Origin of the sequence: Coleofasciculus chthonoplastes PCC 7420, from assembly GCF_000155555.1 — a bacterium.
Taxonomy (GTDB): Bacteria; Cyanobacteriota; Cyanobacteriia; order Cyanobacteriales; family Coleofasciculaceae; genus Coleofasciculus; species Coleofasciculus chthonoplastes_A.
This window is the reverse complement of sequence record NZ_DS989866.1, coordinates 14,956-38,323: the sequence shown is the minus strand read 5'-3', so window position 1 is coordinate 38,323 and position 23,368 is coordinate 14,956. Positions and strand designations below refer to the sequence as shown.

General features: G+C 46.1%; 9 protein-coding genes. 1 reads left to right on the top strand and 8 read right to left on the bottom strand.

What is annotated here, in order from left to right; genetic code table 11:
* The 5 genes from MC7420_RS27740 to MC7420_RS27710 all read right to left on the bottom strand — a co-directional run.
* A partial coding sequence (locus MC7420_RS27740) for a CHAT domain-containing protein (RefSeq protein WP_052307561.1) occupies positions 1 to 2,883 on the bottom strand: 2,883 nt, incomplete at its 3' end.
* 474 nt (positions 2,884 to 3,357) lie between these two features.
* Positions 3,358 to 9,939 (bottom strand): two-partner secretion domain-containing protein, encoded by a 6,582-nt coding sequence (locus tag MC7420_RS27730; RefSeq protein ID WP_006104695.1) that lies wholly within the window; start codon positions 9,937 to 9,939, stop codon positions 3,358 to 3,360.
* Positions 9,940 to 10,790: 851 nt separating this feature from the next.
* Positions 10,791 to 10,964 carry a hypothetical protein gene (locus MC7420_RS40570; protein WP_157453358.1) on the bottom strand — a complete coding sequence of 58 codons (174 nt, stop codon included), beginning with the start codon at positions 10,962 to 10,964 and terminating at the stop codon, positions 10,791 to 10,793.
* Between the two features lie 78 nt (positions 10,965 to 11,042).
* A complete protein-coding gene (locus MC7420_RS27720) occupies positions 11,043 to 15,392 on the bottom strand; it encodes a CHAT domain-containing protein (protein ID WP_006104727.1) in 4,350 nt (1,449 codons plus the stop codon).
* Positions 15,393 to 16,192: 800 nt separating this feature from the next.
* The gene (locus MC7420_RS27710) at positions 16,193 to 17,305 is read right to left on the bottom strand and encodes a trypsin-like serine protease (protein ID WP_006104703.1); all 1,113 of its coding nucleotides are present in this window, start codon (positions 17,303 to 17,305) and stop codon (positions 16,193 to 16,195) included.
* A gap of 360 nt (positions 17,306 to 17,665) precedes the next feature.
* Between MC7420_RS27710 and MC7420_RS27705 the strand changes: the two genes are divergently transcribed.
* On the top strand, positions 17,666 to 21,268 hold the full coding sequence (locus MC7420_RS27705; RefSeq protein WP_044210143.1) for a WD40 domain-containing protein: 3,603 nt from the start codon (positions 17,666 to 17,668) through the stop codon (positions 21,266 to 21,268).
* Positions 21,269 to 21,572: 304 nt separating this feature from the next.
* Here the strand turns inward: MC7420_RS27705 and MC7420_RS27700 are convergent, their stop codons facing one another.
* From MC7420_RS27700 to MC7420_RS43540, 3 genes are read right to left on the bottom strand one after another with little or no spacing between them, the layout of a single operon-like run.
* Positions 21,573 to 21,773, bottom strand: coding sequence for a hypothetical protein (locus MC7420_RS27700; RefSeq protein ID WP_006104757.1), 201 nt, complete (start codon positions 21,771 to 21,773; stop codon positions 21,573 to 21,575).
* Positions 21,774 to 21,776: 3 nt separating this feature from the next.
* Positions 21,777 to 22,898, bottom strand: coding sequence for a DUF4231 domain-containing protein (locus tag MC7420_RS43545; protein ID WP_006104771.1), 1,122 nt, complete (start codon positions 22,896 to 22,898; stop codon positions 21,777 to 21,779).
* Complete coding sequence (locus MC7420_RS43540) at positions 22,895 to 23,170, bottom strand: DUF4231 domain-containing protein (RefSeq protein WP_157453357.1); 276 nt, start codon at positions 23,168 to 23,170, stop codon at positions 22,895 to 22,897. The genes MC7420_RS43545 and MC7420_RS43540 overlap by 4 nt, the downstream gene beginning before the upstream one ends.
* Positions 23,171 to 23,368: the final 198 nt, after the last annotated feature.

The following is a 23,368-nucleotide window of genomic DNA, read 5'->3' as shown; positions in this document are numbered from 1 at the left end:
ACTGCCAACGAGAATGTAGGGCGCCCAGTACAAAGGCGATTGATACTGATTATTATTCAAAAATTTGGCTTGGGTACGACGCAGGGCTTCCGCTTTTGTCACAGTTCCTTGATTTAATTGCTGATAGAATTCCTGCATAAACTCCACGCTAAACTGATCATCGACACTCCACAACGTCGCGATCGCACTACTCGCCCCCGCCCTTACTGTGGTTCCAGCAATGCCTAAATCTGCCCGTTCGTCACCCTCTGCGGTTTCGCAAGCACTAAACACGAGGAGTTCGATCAGATTGGTTTGGCTGGCGTTTCTGATCCGGAAGAGATCTTCTAGTTCCCTAACCGTTAGTTTACCATCGGCAACCAGGAGAAATGTATCCTCTGGATTTGAGCTAAATTTGCCATGAGTCGCCAGGTGAATCACTTTAAACGCCGATTGATTCAGTTGCTGGTTGAAGTTTGCTCGGGTAAATTGATCATCGCGTAGTGAGATCAGCGTTACCCCTGTCTGCTCAATTTTAGTTAACTCCACATTCACATTGGGAAGTTTAGCAAACTGCTCAAATCCTGGCGGGGGTTCAGTTAGACTCGCCGCGAGAACGTTTAACTGATCAGGAGATAACCGTTGCGGATTTTGTAGCATTAAGTTTGGCGCAACGGCAATAGCATAATTCTCGATTAAAAACTGTTTACCATCATACAATGTGGCGAGGGGAATCGTTCGCAGTGAACCATCAAGGACAAAGATTAAGGTTTTGATGTGGGCGGCGTCTAAGCGGGATCGAATCGGTTGAATGAGCCAATTATAGAGGAGTTGAGACTGTTGTTTGGTTTCTGTGGAAAGGTAGGGATATTGGAGATTTTTGCGGAACTCGGTCAGGGTTTTTCTCACTTCAGTCTCAGAAATCGGTTGGCGGTAGGAATAGACGTTATCTTTTCCCGGTAATTTGAGGATAACTTCTAATCGTTGGGGTAGAATAATTGGGTAGAGGAAGGCAGCAGTTGGGTCTTTTTCTTCGATAACTCGGTCAATTTCCGCTAAATTGGTTGGCGTACAGGGTTCTTGTAAAAAGTTTTCTAATTCGGCAATTTGGAGGGATTCCATTACCTGACGGGCTTGTTTGAGTGTGGCGGGTGAGGGATTGTCTAATTGTAGGAGTAAATCCACTAAGTTACGGTAAATGGGGGCTTCGACTTGTTCGCGGAATGTAAATTGGAAATCAGCCGCGCTGGCGGTTAAGTCGCGGCGCAGGGTTTGCAGGTTATTATAGGCACTTTGGTACGCTGCGATCGCGGATTCGGTTTCTCCTTGATTTTGATAAAGTCTACCCAGTTGCCAACTCCAGCGGTAGGCAATATCCCAGGCTTGAATGGATTGAGCCAGGTTGAGGGCGTCTTGGGTGAGGGTTTTGGCTAATGCCCAATTTTGGGTTTGTTCGTATCGATATCCGGAATAGCCAAGGGCGTAGGATTTAGCACGGATATTGTTAATCGTTTCGGCGTTTTTTCGGGCTATGGTTAAGAGGGGATCAAGGGTTGACCAAGAAATTTGGGGGGAGCGTTTTTTTAGGTGAATTAGAGTTTGGACGAGGTTGGTTTGGGCGATGACTGCGCCATAACTGGGGGGTAGGTTGATGAAGTTGGTTTGGATGGTGGCGATGTCTATATCTGAGAGTTGCTGCTGAATTTGGGATAACCACTCCTCAATCAGTTGGGGTAATTTTTCTTGATTGGCAAATATTAGGGTTTGGGGATCTTTTTGGGCGAGTTGGGCTTGTTTTTCCTGTAACCAGGTTTCCACGTCTAAAAGAAGGTTGAGGCGATTTAGTTGGGCTTGCTGTTGGTAATCGGATGGGGATTCAGCGGCGGTTTGATAATAGTTTAGGGCGGTTTGAGTGGTGTTTAGAGCCTGCTGAAAGGTGTTGATTGTTTCGCTACGTTGATACAAGTCTCGCCCTTGATTGCTTAAGTCGCGGCTGGTATTGCCTAAATCCAAGAGGGTGGCGCTGGCGGTGGTGGGGGGTTGTAGGGTTAAACTGAGTTCTAAAATCTTTTGGGAAAGGGTTAAATCTCCTAATGTTCGTAGGAGACTACCGAGGCGATTTAATCCTTGACGTTTCAGGGGAGAGGCTTGACTTTGTTGGCGCAGGGTGTCGAGGAAGGTGTTGGCTTCTAATTGGCGGATGTCGCGACAATCGTGATCGGTAAATTCAAACACCTGGAGTAAGGTGGTGCAAGCGCGGGGGTAAAGTGCTAAGGCTTCTAGGGCTTGACTTTGATTGATTAAACTGCGGGTGACGCCTGTTTGATCACCAATTTGTTGATAGTCGTCTGTGGCTTGTTTCCAGGTGGTGAGTGCGGTTTTGGCGTCGCCTTGGGCGAGTTGGAGGGTGCCGAGATTGGTAAGGGCTTGGGCGTGGATAGGGAGGCGATCGCGGGTATTGTTTGGGGGGGTGGTTTGGAGTAGACTTAGGCTTTGTGCGATCGCGTCTTGGGCTTCACTCCAGTTTCCCAGTTTTTGGTAGGCGAGGGCAAGATTACTCAGAATCATCGCTTGGTTGAGTTGATTCCCTGGGCTGGCGAAGGTTTCGAGTGCCTGTTGCCAGAAGGTAATCGCGTCAGTATACTGTCCTTGTTGGTAGGATTGGTTTCCCTGTTGTACCAATTGAGCAGTAGACATAGTTTGTAGTTGTCGCTTTAGCGACATCAACTCAGGCAGAGGCTCAATCCCCGATGGTTGCCCACTCTCCATTGTCCCAGACATTTGTGCCATTGTTGGGAATACACCTAAACTCAAAACTAGAGTTAGCAGGAAAGCGCTGATTCCCCAGGCGAGAGACGTTAGCCATTTTTGGCGTTGGGTTAAAAATACAGGCATTTTTTTCATATCCAGATTCCTCAGAGTTTTAGTGGTGTGACAGAGTTAAAATGGCTCTCAAAGAGAAGTAGGGGATGTAGGGGCGGGTTTTACAGATAACTTATGGCAGAAACTGATAACTTGAATAAACCCGCCCTTCTAGGCTTCTCCCACCCCCCTCGTTCCCCCCTACCCCCCTCGTTCCCCCCTACAAGAGGGGGGAGGACAGAGGATACTTCGCTTTTTTGGCAGGGGGGAGGACAGAGGATACTTCGCTTTTTTGGCAGGGGGGAGGACAGAGGATACTTCGCTTTTTTGGCAGGGGGGAGGACAGAGGATGCTTCGCTTTTTTTGCACGGGAGAAGGGGAACTGGATTCTCTTGCTCCCCTCTTGCTCCCCTCTCCCAAGCTTGGGAGAGGGGCTGGGGGTGAGGGCTGGCTTGGGAGAGGGGCTGGGGGTGAGGGGTTGAGCTTAAGTTGACACCAATGGCAAGCATTGCGCCCCTACGGGCTTGGTGAATCATTGTGACAAAAGTCAGTTGGTTGTTCCGCCAATGGGGATGTCACAGTCGGCGGATTAGCCGTTAGTACAATCGTCCCATCTGGAAGCCTCACCCACCCTTGGGCTTCTATAATTTGGCGGATTGGGGATTGGGAATTCCCCCCCTGCTCCCCAGACGTTGCATGCAACGTCTCTACATGCTCCCCAGACGCGCCATGGCGCGTCTCTACATGCTCCCCGATGACTCCATTCCCCAAATCCACTAACACCGACTCACTGCGAATCGGTTCATCGGGACTAATCGGTAAACCCCCCCGCCCCGTGACAATAAATTCACCCCGATTTTGATTTCCCGCCACGCCACAGCGCCGTATAATTTGCCCCGATGCGTCAACTAAACTGCTGGGTAACTCAATCAATCCCTGACTGGGGTCAATTCCCAATTGGTTGAGTTCAAAATTACCCGCAATACCAAACTCAGAACTCACGGTAATATCATTATCGGGAGTGAGTTGGTCTCGGAACTCTATCCCGAAGAGTCCCTGAGTGGTAACGCTGACGCGCCCTCCATTCCCGCGCACCGCATTGGCGGTGATATCGCTACCATTGGGTCCAGTTGGCGGAGTAGCGACGATAAACTTGGCGTCGATGGTGACATTACCGCCATTGGCATCTTCGAGGGCGTTGGCGGAGATTAGGCTTTCGTTTTCTAGTAGCAGGAGTTCTAAGCCATTTAGATTGATATTTGCTCCGCCTTCTGCGTCACTGGTTGCGGTTTCTGCTAGAATTCTGCCTTGATTGAGACGTAGGGAATCCGCCGTGATGGTTAAATCACCCGCTTGTCCAGAGGGACTACTCACAGTGATTTCTGCCCCATTGTCAAGAGAAATTCTCCCTGTTTCAATCGTCAAGTCTCCGGCTGGACCCCCCGCCGTGGCATTAGCGCGGATGTCACTATTGCCGCTCAATTGTATAAAGTCGGTGACATTGATTCTGACATCTCCAGCCATACCAGTACTCCGGGTTTCGGCACTAATTTCAGCGCCATTAGTGACTGTTAAAGAGCCACTCTCAATCTCCACTCCCTCAGAATTCCCTTGGGCTTCCGATTCCACTTCACTAAAAACACCACTGCTGAATCCTTGAGTACTTTCTCCATCAAATAAGATGCTGTCCGTCGCCCGAATCACCACCAGACCTGCATTTCCTTCTCCCAGGGTATTAGCAACAATTTGAGCGCCATTGGTGGCTCTTAAAGAGCCACTCTCAATTTCCACTCCCCCAGAATCCCCCTTAGCTCCCGATTCCACTGCACTCAAAATACGACTGGGAAATCCTTGAGTACTTTCCCCATCCAAAAAGACGCTATCAGTAGCCCGAATCACTACTAGCCCCGCATCTCCTTCTCCTTTGGTGTTAGCACCAATTACAGCGCCATTCATCAAAGATAAAGAGCCACTCTCAATCTCTATTCCCCCAGAATTCCCCTGGGCTTCAGATTTCACTTCACTAAAAACACCACTGACAAATCCTTCACTATCTTCTCCATCCAATAAGATGCTATCCGTCGCCCGAATCACTACCTTGCCTGCATCTCCTTCTCCCGATGTAGAGGCATTAATTGCAGCGCCATTGGTGGCTCTTAAAGAGCCACTCTCAATTTCCACTCCCCCAGAATTCCCCGTAGCTTCCGGCTCCACTGCACTCAAAATACGACTGCTGAATCCTTCACTATTTTCCCCATCCAATAAAACATTATCCGTCGCCCGAATCACTACCTTGCCTGCATCTCCTTCTCCTCTGGTATTAGCAGTAATTAGAGCGCCATTCATCAAAGATAAAGAGCTACTCTCAATCTCCACTCCCCCAGAATTACCTTTAGCTTCCGAACCCACTTGACTAAAAACACCACTGACAGTTCCTTCACTATCTTCCCCATCAAATAAGACATTATCTGTCGCCCGAATCACTACCTTGCCTGCATCTCCTTCTCCCAAGGTTGAGGCACCAATTGCAGCGCCATTGGTCAAAGATAAAGAGTCACTCTCTATCTCCACTCCCCCAGAATTCCCCTTAGCTCCCGATTCCACTGCACTCAAAATACGACTGGCAAATCCTTGACTATTTTCCCCATCCAACAAGACGTTATCAGTCGTCCGAATCACTACCAGCCCCGCATTTCCTTCTCCTTTGGTATTAGCACTAATTAGAGCGCCATTAGTCAAAGATAAAGAGTCACTCTCTATCTCCACTCCCCCAGAATTTCCTTTAGCTTCCGATTCCACTTCACTAAAAACACCACTGACAAATCCTCGACGACTTTCCCCATCCAAAAAGATGCTATCCGTCGCCCGAATCACTACCTGACCCGCATCTCCTTCTCCAAAGGTTGAGGCATTAATTGCAGCGCCATTAGTCAAAGATAAAGAGCCACTCTCTATCTCCACTCCCCCAGAATTCCCATTAGCTTCCGATTCCACTTCACTAAAAACACCACTGACAAATCCTCGACGACTTTCCCCATCCAATAAGACATTATCCGTCGCCCGAATCACTACCTTGCCTGCATTTCCTTCTCCTTGGGTATTAGCAACAATTTGAGCGCCATTAGTCAAAGATAAAGAACCACTCTCAATTTCCACTCCCTCAGAATTTCCCTGAGCGCCTGAGTTCACTGCACTCAAAATACGACTGGTAAATCCTTGAGTACTTTCCCCATCCAAAAAGATGCTATCCGTCGCCCGAATCACTACCTGACCCGCATCTCCTTCTCCAAAGGTTGAGGCATTAATTGCAGCGCCATTAGTCAAAGATAAAGAGCCACTCTCTATCTCCACTCCCCCAGAATTCCCATTAGCTTCCGATTCCACTTCACTAAAAACACCACTGACAAATCCTCGACGACTTTCCCCATCCAATAAGACATTATCCGTCGCCCGAATCACTACCTTGCCTGCATTTCCTTCTCCTTGGGTATTAGCAACAATTTGAGCGCCATTAGTCAAAGATAAAGAACCACTCTCAATTTCCACTCCCTCAGAATTTCCCTGAGCGCCTGAGTTCACTGCACTCAAAATACGACTGGTAAATCCTTGAGTACTTTCCCCATCCAATAAGACGCTATCGGTAGCCCGAATCACTACCTGACCCGCATTTCCTTCTCCTTGGGTATTAGCACTAATTAGAGCGCCATTGGTCAAAGATAAAGAGCCACTCTCAATCTCTACTCCCCCAGAATTTCCTTTAGCTTCCGATTCCACTTCACTAAAAACAGCACTGACTCTTCCTTGAGTACTTTCCCCATCCAATAAGACGCTATCCGTCGCCCGAATCACTACCTTGCCTGCATTTCCTTCTCCAAAAGTAGAGGCAGTAATTACAGCGCCATTCATCAAAGATAAAGAGCCACTCTCAATCTCTACTCCCCCAGAATTACCTTTAGCTTCCGAACCCACTGTACTCAAAACACCACTGACAAATCCTTCACTATCTTCCCCATCCAAAAAGATGCTATCAGTAGCCCGAATCACTACCTTGCCTGCATCTCCTTCTCCCAAGGTTGAGGCACCAATTACAGCGCCATTCATCAAAGATAAAGAGCCACTCTCTATCTCCACTCCCCCAGAATTCCCCTGAGCTCCCGGTTCCACTCCACTCAAAATACGACTGCTGTCTCCTTGACTATCTTCCCCATCCAACAAGACGTTATCAGTCACCCGAATCACTACCTGACCTGCATCTCCTTCTCCTTTAGTATTAGCACTAATTAGAGTACCATTAGTCAAAGATAAAGAGCCACTCTCAATCTCCACTCCCCCAGAATTTCCTTTAGCTTCCGATTCCACTTCACTAAAAACACCACTGACAAATCCTCGACGGCTTTCCCCATCCAACGAGACGTTATCAGTCGCCTGAATCACCACCTTACCCGCATTTCCTTCTCCAAAAGTAGTGGTAGAAATTCGAGCGCCATTCCTCAAAGATAAAGACCCACTCTCAATCTCCACTCCCCCAGAATTTCCCTTGGCTTCCGATGCCACTGCACTATAAATACCACTGAGAAATCCTTGAGTATTTTCCCCATCCAACAAGATGCTATCCGTCGCCCGAATCACTACTTTGCCCGCATCTCCTTCTGCCAATGTAGAGGCAACAATTGAAGCGCCATTAGTGGCTGTTAAAGAGCCGCCCTCAATTTCCACACCCCCAGAATCCCCCTTAGCTCCCGGTTCCACTGTACTCAAAATACGACTGCCTCCTCCTTGAGTACTTTCCCCATCCAAGAAGACGCTATCGGTAGCCCGAATCACTACCTGACCCGCATTTCCTTCTCCTCTGGTATTAGCAGTAATTAGAGCGCCATTGGTCAAAGATAAAGAGCCACTCTCTATCTCCACACCCCCAGAATTTCCCTTAGCTCCCGAGTACACTGCACTCAAAATACGACTGCTGTCTCCTTGAGTACTTTCCCCATCCAATAAGAGGTTATCCGTCGCCCGAATCACCACCTTACCCGCATTTCCTTCTCCAAAAGTAGTGGTAGAAATTAGAGCGCCATTCATCAAAGATAAAGAGCCACTCTCAATCTCTACTCCCCCAGAATTCCCTTTAGCTTCAGATCCCACTTCACTAAAAACACCACTGACAAATCCTTCACTATCTTCCCCATCCAATAAGACGCTATCCGTCGCCCGAATAACTACCTGCCCTCCATTTCCTTCTCCAAAAGTAGAGGCAGAAATAGAAGCGCCATTCATCACAGACAGCGAGTCAGCAGTAATGTTAATATCACCCCCATTCCCCATTCCTGTATTTCCCACGAAGCTGAGTACACCACTATCATCAAGGGTAACTGTATCGTCAGCAACAATAGTCACATTGCCCGCATCCCCTTGTCCAAAGGTTCTGGTCATCAATCGAGTATTCTTTAAAACCAGGGAGCGGCTAGTGATATTAATGTCGCCGGCATTCCTAAGTCCAAATGTACTACTGTCAAGGAGACTATTTTCAATCTGAACGGCTCCATTTTTACTCGTAATATCAATATCTCCACCACCTCCCAGTGAACCTCCATAGGAAAAAATAGCTTGGGAGGTAACATCACCGAAAGCCGTTAGAGATATGGCTCCCCCATCACCCGAATCGGAAAAAGTATTTACCGTACCTTTCAAAGTAATACCACCACGAGAATTAATCATAACTGATGGATTACCAGCCCCTCCATCCATAGAAATTGCTCCCCAGCTTCCCTGTAACCTATCTGTCACTTGAATATCTCCATTCAACGAGGAGTTAGGCTGATACTGATTTGTTAACAAGAGTCTTCCTGGTAAGGGAATTGAAGGGTTATTCGCCTCAGCAAATAAAATTGTGCCAATGCTGATATCTGCACTTGATGGGGTAGGAGTAGGATAGGCAGGCGGAATAAAATTACCCGTACCCATTAAACCAGGTTCACCGAGGAAATCAGGATTAACTCCAGCGCGAATATCCAGAGTCGGTTCATTCTGTCCATTAATAGATATAATCGTTCCATCAGCTAGATTTACCCTCTCGACTAAACCATTTTCTGCATCTGCTCCTTGAATCCAAACATAATCAGGAATCTCTACACTACCTCCTGCCAAAATGTGCAAAGAGGCTCCTTCGTAGGCTTGAATAAACACATCTCCAATAGCCCGAATAATTGGATCATGAGGACTCGATAAAATTCCTAAACTCCCATCCAATTGTTCAATCCGAAAACTTCCCCCACTCCAATAATGAGCATCGCCGCCCACATCAGCCGCACTTCGCAACACCATATCCCCACCGGAAAACAACCCCGAATCGGGATGATTCAAGGCAAAAATATCAATCCCTTGATTTCCCGTTACCAGCAGATTTCCCTGTGCTGATGCAATAAATGGATGGGTGACACTATCCCGAATTCTTACCGTATCTTGGGCGTGTAAGGTTAAATCTTTCCCAGCAGATAACTCCCCCTGTAACTCCAAATTATCCGCCGCTAAGGTTAAATCTTGTCCCGCCGTCAAATTCCCCGCATTAGCAATTGTTCCTCCCGGAGAATTCGTTCCATACTGCAATCCCGGCGTCACATTAATCGTCAACAACGGCGGCGCTTGGGGATTCGTCGCACTAAATTCACTCCCATCCGGAAACGTAAAACTATTGGCTGTACTCGCCACAAACGAACCGCCAACATCCAGCCGGGCATTCTCACCAAACACAATCCCATTCGGATTAATTAAAAACAGATTCGCCGTGCCATTTGCCCGAATCCAGCCATCAATATCCGAAATATTAGTCCCCGTCACCCGCCCCAAAATATTCTCAATATCCAACCCATTATTAAAAAACGCCTCACCCCCCGTCTGTACAGAAAACTCCTCAAAACTATGGAACAGATTCACTCCCCGCACTGTTCCCCCCTCAATCAAACAAACCGGACATCCCGTCACCTGAGAATTGACGGGAAGTGTATTATCCGGCACAATTTGCGCCGAAACTGGACTCAAACTCGTCAAAAGAGTAACCGAGAGACTGCTCAGAATAGAAGCGTAACCTGTTGTCTTTCGCATCATGAAAATCCTCATAGTGGCAGTTACATCCGGCTGGCTATGTGTTAGCGCCAGCGTTGTTAGGTAAGATGCGAAACCCTGAAAGTTAGTCGATTGACAGAAAAGCTACGAGGGGAATTAAATGCAGCTTAGATTATTTATCATTGGAGAATATAATCTGTCACAAAATTTAATCTTCCTGTTGATTTTTGAGTAGTCCAGCTAGGGCGCACGTCAGTCACCCGTGTCAACTTAAGCTCAACCCCTCACCCAAGCCAGCCCTCACCCCCAGCCCCTCTCCCAAGCTTGGGAGAGGGGAGCAAGAGGGGAGCAAGAGGGGAGCAAGAGAATCCGGTTCCCCTTCTTCCATGAAACAAAAGCTCTCGCATCCTCTGGAAGGGGGAGGATTCAAAGCCTCTCTCCTTGCAGGAGAGAGGTTTGGAGAGAGGTTTTCCAGAACCCGACCAAAAGTAAGGTTAGGGGATGAAGGGGAAACGTCCCTGAAGTTAGCAGAATACCTATTGGATTTCCCCACAACATTAGAATTTGAGGTATTTCGTAGTTGATCATCACCCAGAAGGAAATAATAGTTTGTAGTCAGTGCTTTAGCACTTGAGTCACGCCTCACACCGACTACAAACCTATCTGCTTCCAGCATCATTTCCCTGAAGTTAGCTCTAGTTATAGTTTGCATCTTAATTCAATCAATGAGTTCATGAAAATTCAGGACTTTAATTCAGATTAATTCAGGAAGAGTTCAGGTTTTTTCAGGATCATGCTCCAAAATTAACGGACGTTATCCAAATTGCCGTCTAAGATAAAATCTGTCATGCTGAGTGGAGTCCGAAGCGAAGCGGAGGAACGAAACGAAGCATCTATCCAGATTCCGACCCTCGTTCCTGGCTATAGCTGCGCTTCACGCTTCGCTCTCCAATGACATGATAGAACGCAACTTGGTATTCAATTCTGCTCGGATAAGCTTTAATTGCATTAATCTCTCCCTGCTTCCCCTGAAGGGCGGGTTTAGTCAAGTTATCAGTTTTTGCCATAAGTTATCTATAAAACCCGCCCCTACAAACCCTGCTCCCCTCCCCTTAACCGAACAGTATTGACTTAATATTAAACTTTTACCACGGGCTACCAATTATCGTAAACGCCGCCCAATAATACGGATGAGAAAAATCTTGATTTCCCGAAAGCTCAGCCGGTAAAGGAATGGGATTTGTTTCTCCTGATCTTCGCAATGTACCATTATTTAAACGCAACTCTCCCCGCAACATCGCCAGTTGAGCGCGTCGTAACGCCTCTGCCTTTATCGTCACATCCGGTTGTTTTAATTGCCGATAAAACTCACTCATCAGCGCTAAAGTTCCACCATCACTGACATACCAATAACTCGCCAAAGCCGATTTAACTCCCGCGCTAACCGCTAACCCAGCAAACCCTAGCTCAGCATCAACATCTCCAAACGCCGTGCGACAGGCACTTAAAACTAACAACTCAACTTGGGGCGGTTGATGCCAATTCATTTGCCGCATTTGGTTTAATCGTAATTGTTCATCCCCCCAAAGTTGAATATAAGAATGACTCGGATCTCCCGGTTGAAAATCCGCATGGGTAGCCAAGTGGATAATACCAAACGGTTGACGCTGAGATTTGAGAGCATTGAGCGTAAACTCTTGATTCAGAAACGATTGCCCAGACGACACCGTTTGAGTAATAATCTCCAGTTCTGTCGGCACAGCATTTAAAGGAGGTAAGGTTTTAAATTGAGACGATCCCATCGCCATAACCTGAGCATCTTTGATCGGATTATAACGGGTATTCATCAGACTGACACTGGGAATCGAACCAATACTATACTTTTCCACCAAAAACTGTTTACCATCATGTAAAGCTGCCATCGGAATCAGGCGTAAACCAGCATCCATACAAAAGATTAGAGTATCAATACCCAGGGCTTCCAACTCCGATTCCAAAGGAGCAATCAACCATTGATAGAGTTGCTGTGCTGGAGCTAGGTAGCTGCGCCCAGAGGTAATATCCGTAACATTGGTGTAGAAATCATCCAAAGTTTCCTTTAAAGTAATACTACTTACATTGGGGACAATTTTGAGAATCGGTTCACCTTCAGGAAGAACTAATACAAGTTCTAATTGGTCAACAGATGAGCGAGCATAAATGACAACCGGACTCGTTCCCGTTTGACCCTCAATCGTCTTTAGGGTTTCTCGCAGGCTTTCAGCCGTAACAACATCATCCGTCAGATTTTCGCCAAAATACTTCTCAAATTCAGCCTCAAAATTGCGGTCAGTGCTGGATACAATCGTATTAGATGTGGGAACATTAAGTGAGAGTTGAGTCGTCGGAGAATACCAAAAAATCGTGTAATCTCCAGTTTGCTCATCTTGGTCAATCTGAGTTTGCGTTTGCAGAATTTCCCCAATCCGATTGCCGAAGGTTTCTATAGGATTTGCACCTGGAGTTGGCACTGAGTTGGGTTCCTGCACGGGGATTGATTTGGGGGGTTTTGGTGGTAAGTTAGGATCAAAAACTGATAGTATTTGCAGTCGTCTGGCATCCTGGATATGGGTGTAGGGATACTCTTGAGTCGGCGAAATAGTTTGTTCAGATTTAGCATTGCCTCGGGTAATGGCTCCCGATGTTCCATTCGTTCTGGCATCGCCTACAATAAAAGGAGTCATACCATTTCCGCCATGACTAATAATAATTGTGCCACCGTCTATGGCTCCCGCTGTGGAAATACTGGCATTAACATTATTTTGGTCTAAGAAAAAATCATTAGCTTGAAAGAAACTGTTTGTGGTAATAGTAACATTTCCTCCCCTGCCCATATCACGACTCTGGGCGTCAATATGGCGAACAACAATACTCCCCTGACGCGCCTCAAGATTCACATCACCGCCATTCCCAGAAGCAGAGGAATTGAGACTACCCGTAGTAATTTGTCCACTAATACTAGAGAGAGTAATGCCTCCGGGTGCAGTGATGTTATCCCTTGTAGAAATGTCATTGTTTGCGCTGATAGTTATACCAGCTTGATTCATAGAGGTAATCTCTCCTTCAACAAGTAAACTATTCAAAGGTATCAAGCCGCCGACAGTACCATTCAAGACAACAGATCCAGTTTGAGAAGTGAAACTTGGAAATGAGTCAGGATTTTTATTATTAGGATTTAGAATCAGACTGTAATTACCATTCACTGTATTATTAAAGATAATTTTGCCGGAGTCAGGAGTGGAGAAAATACTATCTGAACCGGAAGTAATCAAGTGAACATCTCCAGCCAGAGTGACTTGACCGTCTAAAGTAATACTATTTTGATTGGTTTCGATTTTGACCGGGCGATTAGACTCTGTACTTGTAATCGTAATCGTGCGATTAGCGCTAAGTGTAATTTTGCCGCCCGTATAAAAAGAAGAGAGAGAAATAGCATCGATATCCCTGATTAAAATATTGTCCGCCGCCTGAAGAGTTACATCACCTCCATTACCAAGACTAGAGGTTGTAATGATAGAACCAGCCGTGGCATCAATGCTACCGTTGTTACTCATCATACTAATACTTCCACTTCTCCCGGTAACACCAGCAGCAAAAGTTATACTTCCCCCTTTGGTTTCAATATTGTTCGCCGAAATATCCCCAGATGCGTTGAGAGTGATGTTACCGCCAATAAAACCCCCAGCGGTGTTGAGAATACCTGTAGTAATGGCACCATTGCTGCTGTTTAGAGAAATATTCCCTGCCTGAGATTGTGCGCTAGAGTCCAGATCAAACGTAGTAATATTGCCCACCGCAGTCAGGGAAATATCTTCACCACTCAAGAACTCTGTACTAGCGTTAATATTACCTGTAGTAATATTACCTGTCGCTTCTAACCTAACCGGACCACTCTTAAAATCACTAGACGTGTTGATATTTCCCACTTGAATACTTCCGGCTGGCAGTAAGGGTGTTCCTGGTTGGGTAAAATCGATTCCTGATGTTAATTGAGATATATTAGGAGGGTTATCTAATTTAATTTTACCCGCCTGCAAAATTAGGGTTGGTTTAGAGAACAAATCGAATAAATCTGGATCTGTAATGGGAATTCCAATACCGCTCTGTGAGTCTGTAATCGTAATCGTTCCACCTCTAATACTGCCTGTTGCTTCTACCTTAAGCGCTACACCTGTATAGTCGCCAAAAGTAACATCTCCCTCAGAACTAATAATGGGATCATAGAGGCTATAAAAATTACCCACTCCACCTGACAAGTTAAGCATTGAAAGACTGCCACCAGCCGCAAAGTGAGCATCCCCCGATATATTGCCATCGCTGACTAAACTGAGGTTGTTGCCACTGACAAACGGCGTCTGTGGATGATTTAATGCGAGAATATCAATACTTTGATCACCCTGAATATACAGATTGCCTCCGGCGTTAGCTACAAATGGATTGGCTGCACTATCGCGCACTCGCACTGTATTCGCAGCCAACAGATTCAAATCTCCTGTAGTTCGTAACTGACTCTCAACTAGAGTGAGATTATTTAAGGCGGATAGAGTAGCTGTCTGTGCCGTCACATTTTGGGCAACGACATCACCATTGTCAACGCGAAAGCCATTACGTTGTAACTGTACTTCGTTGGTTGCCGAAACACTCAATCCCGTATCTACATCCCCTTCTGTACCCGTCAGCAAGGTAGCTAAATCCTGGGGACTAAACGGTAACATTTGCCCCGAACTATCCTGTTGCGGTTCAATTTCCAAACTCAATAAATGTCCCGGTTGACTAATTCGGACTAGATTCTCTCCTGGGATGGCTGCAATTGTAATTGTTCCTCCTGGTGCAGTCAGTTGTCCCGTATTAACTACAGTACCGCCAAGTAAGGTTAAATTCTGCCCTGCCCCCACTGCCAAATCACCCGAATTAACCAGACTTCCCGGTTGTGAAATATCAAAAGCAAACTGACTGGGTGTACCGATTAAATCTAGGTAGTTATTACTGCCAAACGCATTAAACCACTGATTTTCTTCAAACCCAATTCCCGTGGCAGTTGTCGCTGTAAAGGATGCGGGGACATTCAAACGGGCATCTGTGCCAAAGATAATTCCAGCCGGGTTGATTAAAAATAAATTAGAATTACCGCCAGTCACCTGAATTAGACCATTAATAATCGAAGGATCACCGCCAGTAACTCGTCCCAAGATATTTTGAATTTCAGGATTGGAGATAAAGTTAGCAATTTGATTAGCATTGAGTCCCAATTGCTGGAAACTGTGGAACAAATTTGCCCCATCTTGGGAAAAGCTGCCACCCTCAATATTAAATTGGTGTCCATCTGGGGTGACAATTGTACCTGTACCATCAGCGGCAGGTATAATCGATTGGGCTTGAGCTGATGATAATGTAGCCATTAAAGCTAGGGGTAAAATTGTCAAGCCTTTGCTGAAAATCTTTACAAAATAGTTCATGAGATGCCTGCCGATTCCCTTTTGGTAGATGATGCGATCCGGATGTAAGTGAGTGGCAACTGAGGTGCTTGTCGGGGTGAGTTCAGCGTGCGATCTGCTGCCTACAGCAGCGCTTCGCTATCGCAATAATCAACTAATGAGTCCTTCCGTACTTAGTTAAGATTAACTCGGTTTTGGTTAACACTAGGGTCAAATTATCGCTCAGGAATCTGAGGCAGTGAGCAATAGGTAAATGGACTACTTTGTTCAGAGGACAAGGTTGAACTGAGGTGTTCTTGTTCACTGACGAAATTGATATTCGATTGAACCACGAGAGTTCTCCTGTTTAGTTAGGTGTTTAGGAAATTAAGTTTTGAGATACACCCGATTCACTTGCCACAAGTCACCCACAAGTGATAGCATTCTTCCTTGCCTTTATTCTTCAAGGAATGAAATTAAGATTTGCTAAGCAGTTGGAACAGTTATCAGACTGGGAACACGGATTTTGGAAAGCTTTCAACTGCCTTGCTCTTCAATTTATAAGCTCTTATATTTTTTGTCAATACAGAAAAGTTCTGGAAAGTTCTGCTAAAGTTCAGTAAGTTTCGCCAATCCATTTCCACGCCAAAGGTTAATTATGAAGTTTGAAGTGTGTTGGCATGATTAAAGTTAGTTTAGCATAACAGCTACGGAAGAGCCAAATTAATTTATTAGGAAAAGAGTCCCCACGTTTTAGAGCAGTAGGGACTCTGTGCGAAAAATCTGTGCGGAATTTGGGTGTAAAGTAAATCTCCTCGCCAGGATATTATCCTCGCCTTTGATTATTGCTTATTCTTTCGTCTCAGCAGAGTACTTGCTCCCCAAGTACCCAAAATAAAAGTTCCCAAAATAGAAGAGGGTTCTGGCACCGAAGCTGTGGGGCGAACCTTACCCGCCACCACATCATCGATGAAACTAGCATAAGTAGAGACTCGCGTCACACCAGCAAATTCACCGAAACTAGCATTAGCGACTCCTTCAATGACAACATCTGTAATTGGATTGTCTGGGAACAGGGGAATGTCAATAATGCGATCTTCATCAGTATCCCAAACGTCAGAAAAACCAAAAGAGGTGATTCCAGCAATCAACTTGTTCCCCTCGTCGTCGAGGAGGAATGAGGGTCCCCCGGAATCACCCGGTCCTGGACTAACTTCCTGATTGCCTAACCCTAAGTCATGGATACCAAAGTGGACACCAAAGGCATCATTTTCCGGATTGCCGTTATCAAAATCAAACAACAACTGGCTTGTAGTATTTTTAGGAAAGTACTCTTCAGGTAGCTGAGAAGCACCTTGAAAAACATCGATAAAGGCATCAAATTGATTCTGACCAAAGCGTTTCCTGCCATCAAACAACTCTGGATCAAATCCTTCAGAACCAATCCCCGTGTCACCATATCCTACAATTGTAAAATTTTGAGCAATTTCATCAGTTTTTCGATAAATGTCATATTGATCAATACGGCTTGAAGCTGGTTTAGATAACTTCAATATAGCCAAATCGCCTTCAATGGAAAAACGAAGATCAAAGCCTGGAAATATAAAAAAATCACTAACTGCTATTGCCTCAAAAATTGGCTGATTCGTGAACAGACTTTCATTGGATAGATTAAAAATTGCCCTTGTTTGACCCACGACATTTAAGTCAAATTGTCCATTTTGGTTCATGAAGCAGTGGGCTGCTGTCAGAATATGTAAGCCTCCAGTCAGTAGAGAACCACTACAAAAGCTTGAGCCTGTTTCCAGAAATGCGACACCCGTAAAATCGAAAGGTTCAACTAAAGCATTGACTGACTCATCATAAACAACGATCGCGTGGGCTGTTCCTCCGGTTCCCAGAATAGTTAAGGCGAGTCCAGCTCCAGTTATTGAAGACTTATTCAAAATTGACATAATTGCCCTTCTAATTATTCGTAAAGATCAACATTCAAACTTTTTGGAACTGCCGCCTCATAGATAGGATGACTTTTCACATCCCTCAATAAGCTTTGTTCCCAACCCTGTGTATTGGACTTTAGACAAAAACGGCTCATTTAAGAACGCGCTTTTTCCCAATTACCTAAGGTATTAAGGATTTCCTCCCCAAACCATAACTAAAAACTATGTTTTTTGTTTTCAAGTCGAATCCTTTGATATGTCAGTATCTTTGACCAACAACTTATCGTCAATACAGATAAGTTCTGGAAAAAGTCGGGAAAGTTCTGGTAAAGTTCAGTAAGCTTCACCAATCCATTTGTAAGCCAAGGGTGAATCATGAACTTTGAAGATGGACTTTTCATTGCCGATGAAGCGGTCTTTGTGACAACAGGACGACGGCTTTCCCCCGTAGAAATCGCTATCCTGCAATACTCCTGGCAGAGAAAAAACTATGAAGAAATCGCCGCAGCCGCCCGTTATTCTACCAGCTACTTAAAGCGAGACGTGGGTCCGAAGTTATGGAAAATGCTGAGTGAAGCCTTGAATGAAAAGGTCAGTAAAACCAATGTTCGCTCCGTTCTAGAACGCCAGTGGCGACAGCAAAGCCAAGGTTTACAACCCGATGTAGAGACGTCCCATGCAACGTCTCTCTATGGCACGTCTGGGAGCAAGGAATCTCAAGAAAATTTAGTCCCTAATCATACTGACTGGGAAGAAGCGGCTGATGTCGGTATATTTTATGGACGCCGCCAAGAACGGGCAACGTTAGTGCAATCCGTTGTCACTGATCGGTGTCGTCTCATTGGGATATTAGGCATCGGCGGAATCGGCAAAACCACACTCACCGCCAAGGTGGCTCAACAGGTGCAGCATGAGTTTGACTATGTGATTTGGCGAAGTCTACGCAACGCCCCACCCCGAGAAACCCTGCTGGGTGACTTAGTGTCCTTTATCTCGAACCAACAGGACACAAAACCAGAATTGGCACGCCTGCTTCATTACCTGCGGACTTCCCGTTGTCTGCTCATTTTAGATAATATGGAAGCCATTTTAGAAGCCGCTCAAGCAGGACAATTTCGCCCCGGTTATGAGGACTATGAGAACCTGCTCAGAGCCATTGGCGAAACCGCCCATCAAAGTTGTGTCATCTTCACCAGTCGAGAAAAACCAGCCATTATTACCGCCAGTGAAGGTGATCAACTCCCTGTGCGCTCCGTGCGCTTGAGTGGCTCTCCTGATATCGCGATCGCATTGCTGCAAGATAAGGGATTAGTGGGACAACCCACCTATCAACAACAGTTGTGCGATCGCTACGACAATAACCCCCTTGCTATCAAAATTGTTGCCACCTCGATTAAAGCCCTATTTGACGGCGAAATTGAAGCCTTTTTAGCCGAAGATACCGTTGTTTTCAATAGCGTTCGCCGCTTGCTAGAGCAACAGTTTGATCGCCTTCCTTCCCTAGAAAAAAGTATCATGTACTGGTTAGCGATTAATCGAGAAGGGACAACCATCGCCGAACTCCAAGATGACATCGTACCTGGAGTATCTCGGTCAAATTTAATGGAAGCCTTAGAAAGTCTGTGGGGGCGATCGCTAATTGAAAAAGCGACGCGCCTACCCCAAGAAAAGTTGTCGTTCCGTTACACCCAACAACCTGTTGTTATGGAGTACGTGACCGAGCGATTCATTGAGGGCTGTTATGACGAAATTTCCACAGAACACCCTAAAGTATTAATCAGTCACGCTATGGTCAAAGTGACCGCCAAAGATTATGTCAGAGCCAGTCAAATCCGTCTGATTCTAGACCCCCTTGTCCAAAGGCTTAACCAAACCTTTCAATCACCTAAAACCTTAGAAGCTAAACTCGCTGGTATTTCAACCCAACTCCGAGAACATTTTTCGGCATTAGCGGGCTATGGTGGCGGAAATTTGATTAACCTCTTACATCAACTCCACATTAATTTAGCGAACTATAATTTTTCTGATCTAACGATTTGGCAAGCTGACCTACGTCGCCGGAATTTGTATAATGTTAACTTCCAAAATGCCGATTTAAGTAAATCGGTTTTCTCAGAAACCTTAAGTGGCGTACTGGTAGTAGCATTTAGTCCCGATGGAAAACAGGTAGCGACAGGAGATGTAGATGGGAACGTGCGTTTGTGGCAAGTGGCAGATGGCAAACAACTGTTGACGTTGAAAGGGCATCAGGGTTGGGTCTGGGGAGTCAGCTTCAGTCCCGATGGTCAAACCCTAGCAAGTTGTAGTGATGACCAAACCGTGCGCTTATGGGATGTGCGTGAGGGTCAATGTCTCAAGGCGTTTCACGGTCATGCCAATGGAGTTTGGACGGTTGCCTTCAGTCCCGATGGTCAAACCTTAGCCAGTAGTGGTCTTGACCCCACAGTACGCTTGTGGGATGTGGGTAAGGGTCAGTGTATCAAGGCGCTAGAGGGTCAAACCAGTAGGATCTGGTCAGTGGCGTGGAGTCGGGATGGTCGTACTATTGCCAGTAGTGGTCTTGACCCAGCGATTCGCTTATGGGATGTGGGTAATGGTCAGTGTATTAAAGCCTTTCACGGTCACACTGATGAGGTACGAGCTGTAGTTTGGAGTCCCGATGGTCGTACTATCGCCAGTGGCAGTGATGACAAAACCGTGCGCTTATGGGATGTGGGTAATGGTCGCTGTCTCCATGTTTTCCAAGGTCACACCGAGTGGATTCGCTCAGTCGCCTGGAGTCGGGATGGTCATCTCCTCGCCAGTAGCGGTTTTGAGCCAATTGTGCGCTTGTGGGATATTCGTAATCGTCGCTGCCTTAAGATTCTACAGGGTCACACCGAACGAATCTGGTCAGTTGCCTGGAGTCCCGATAATCGCACGATTGCCAGCGCCAGTCATGACCAAACCCTTCGCTTGTGGGATGTCCGTGATGGTCAATGCCTAAAAGCGTTGCATGGTTACACCAGTGGAATCTGGTCGGTTGCTGTCAGTCCTAATGGCGAGTTCTTGGCGAGTGGTAGTGACGACTTTTTGGCGCGGTTGTGGGATAGCCGTAGCGGTGAATGCCTCAAGGTTTTGTCCGGTCACACTAATGGAATACGGGGCGTCACTTGGAGTCCGGATGGTCGTAAGATTGCTACGGGTAGTCTTGACGCCTGCGTGCGCTTGTGGGACGTGGAGAGTGGTCACTGTCTCCTGGCGTTACCCGGTCATACGGGTAGCATTTGGACATTAGTTTGGAGTCCCGATGGTCATACCCTTGCTAGTGGCAGTCATGACTTATCGGTGCGGTTATGGGATGCCCAAACCGGGGTTTGCCGTTCAGTTTTGCAGGGTCACACCAGTTGGGTTTGGACGGTGGCATGGAGTCCAGATAGTCGAACCCTGGCTACGGGTAGTTTTGATTTCTCGATTCGGTTGTGGGATTTGAATAGCGGTCAATCATGGAAACTATTGCAGGGTCATACCGGTTGGGTCTGTTCTGTAGCGTGGAGTCCGGATAGTTGTACTCTTGCCAGTGGCAGTCATGACCAAACGATTCGCTTGTGGGATGTGAGTACGGGTGAATGTCTGAAAACCTGGCACAGCGATGCGGGTGGGGTATGGGTTGTCGCTTGGAGTCCAAATGGTCGGATTCTGGCAAGTGGTAATCATGACTTCTCGGTTCGCTTATGGGATACTCAAACCTGTGAAGCCATAACAGTGTTATCGGGTCACACGAGTTGGGTTTATTCTGTGACGTGGAGTCCAGATGGTCGTATTTTGATTAGTAGTAGTCAAGATGAAACGATTAAAATCTGGGATATTAATACTGGTGAGTGCCTCAAAACCCTACGAGCGAATCGGCTTTACGAGGGGATGAACATTACGGGGACTCGAGGGTTAACGGATGCACAAAAAGCCACCCTTAAGGCGTTAGGGGCTGTTGAACGGTAAATCCTATTTTAAGTAGGTGGACTTTCATTAAAGTTAACAGTTGAGATCAGGGAACTCTTCACTGGGAACAGGGAACTAAGTAGGTGGACACAATTCAAGTTAACTGTTGAGATTAGGGAACAGGGAACGGGGAACAGGGAACAGTAAGGCTTTGAGGGCTATTTACAAAACTTAATATAGTGTCGTTTTCTTTTGTCCGACTACTTATCAAGGGTTTTGACAAATGACGAATGACGTAGCTTGCTTCTCGCGAAGCGAGTTCTCCACCGTTCACTTTAATTATGTCCACCTACTTATCTTTCTCTTACCGACTCACCAATTGCTGAATCACAGAGGTTTGCTGCTCAATTACCGTGGTTTGCTTCTGAGATAAAGCAATTAAAGACGTAATTGACTCTTGTTGTACCTCATTTATCGATTGCATTTCTTTGATCTGCTCTTTCAGTTCCTGAATCGCTTCCTTGAGTTCCTGAACTTGAAAAAAAACTTCTTCTGTGGGTTCCATACCTTAACCAATTACCGCCTTACCTTTCTCAACATACTTAGAAAAAACATCCCAACCGTTATAGCCGCCATTCACCAATTTTCTGACTTTACGCCAATCTCCAACTTTTGCGGCAGTGGCGACCCCTCTATCTTTGAAGTAACAAGCTAGTATCTTAGCAGAAATTTCCGGGTCTAGAGCTAATTCAGGATTATTCTCCAAATCCACCCCCAATTTTTGCCCATACGTGCGATAATTGGCTCTCCCTGTAATCTGAATGTAGCCTCTACCGTGATACTTCGCCCCATCCCCTGGCTTCACATTCCCTAAATCACGGCGTCCTTCATAATGTTTGGTAAAATATTTTGGTCCACCAAACTCATTAATGGGCTTAAACCCGTTGGTTTCCACTCGCACCGTTGCCAGTAAACCAATTAGCACCTGCTTATCCAAAATATCGTAGTCCTGAAGCGCCTCTAATACCCCAGGTAAATATTTCTGGCTATCACTTAGGGGACAATCCATTATTTTTGCCGCTTGTTCGGGTGTAATCAGTTGGGGTACGGCGGGTTTGGCTGGCTCACTATTTCCTTGACCATTCATCGATGCTTGTTTTTTGGGTTCTTCCGGTTCGTCTTCTTCAAACCAAACCATTGCGGCGGCACCTAGGGTGGGCAAGTCTTCGAGAGTAACCGGGGTAGTCTGGACCTCTTCCCCATTGTTTTCCGCAGGTTCCAGCGGCGCTAAACGCTCATGTTCCAAACGCTCTTTCTCTTCTCGCAAGCGGCGTTTCTCCGCTTCAAGTCGCCGCAATTGCTCCTGATACTCCATTTGCTCATTGATATTGCTCAGAGCTAACTCGGCATTTTGAGCCACGGTTGCGGCTGTCTTTTCTTGGCTCTGTCCTTTTTCTTCAAACTGAGTGACGAAACCCTGCACGTCTTTCTGAATTAGCTGCTCAACGTGATAGGCAAAGGTGGCATAAGCATCGTCATGGGATTCAAACTGACTGTAGGGTCCAGCCATTTGCAGGAACTGCCAGCCCTCAATTTTCATATTTTCGGCTGTATTGCGGAATTGCTTATATTTTTCCCCATGGGCGAAAAATTCTTCCACGGCGGCGGAAACGGCTACCGCTTGACTCAACCCAAACGCTGACCATCCGACAATTTCCTGGATCTTAGATTCGGGCTTTTGAATCCCACCATGGCGGGAACAATAACACCGCCGATAATCGTTAGTAACCTCAAAGAGTTATGGCGATCGCGTTCCTTGGTTGCCCGTCCTTCCAGCCACAGCACTTGATCCAACCATCGGGCTTTCATAAAGTCCTTTTTCAAGGGGGGCAAGTCCGTCTGCTCGATTAAGTTACTCAGGTGTTGCCTAAGATATTGACTGTAAGAGTTCTTTTTTGCCACGTTCTATGCCTTGATCTGCAAGAGTCTATATAACAATGGTGGGCTTAAGACATTATGAAATGACCCAATAAATAATTTAGTTTGAGCAACAAACGCTTCATGCAACACTCAAACCGGATCAGCGGTATACGTCTCAATCAACTTAATTTTTATTATGTCATAAAAAAAAATACATTAGCATCAATCTCCGAATTACAC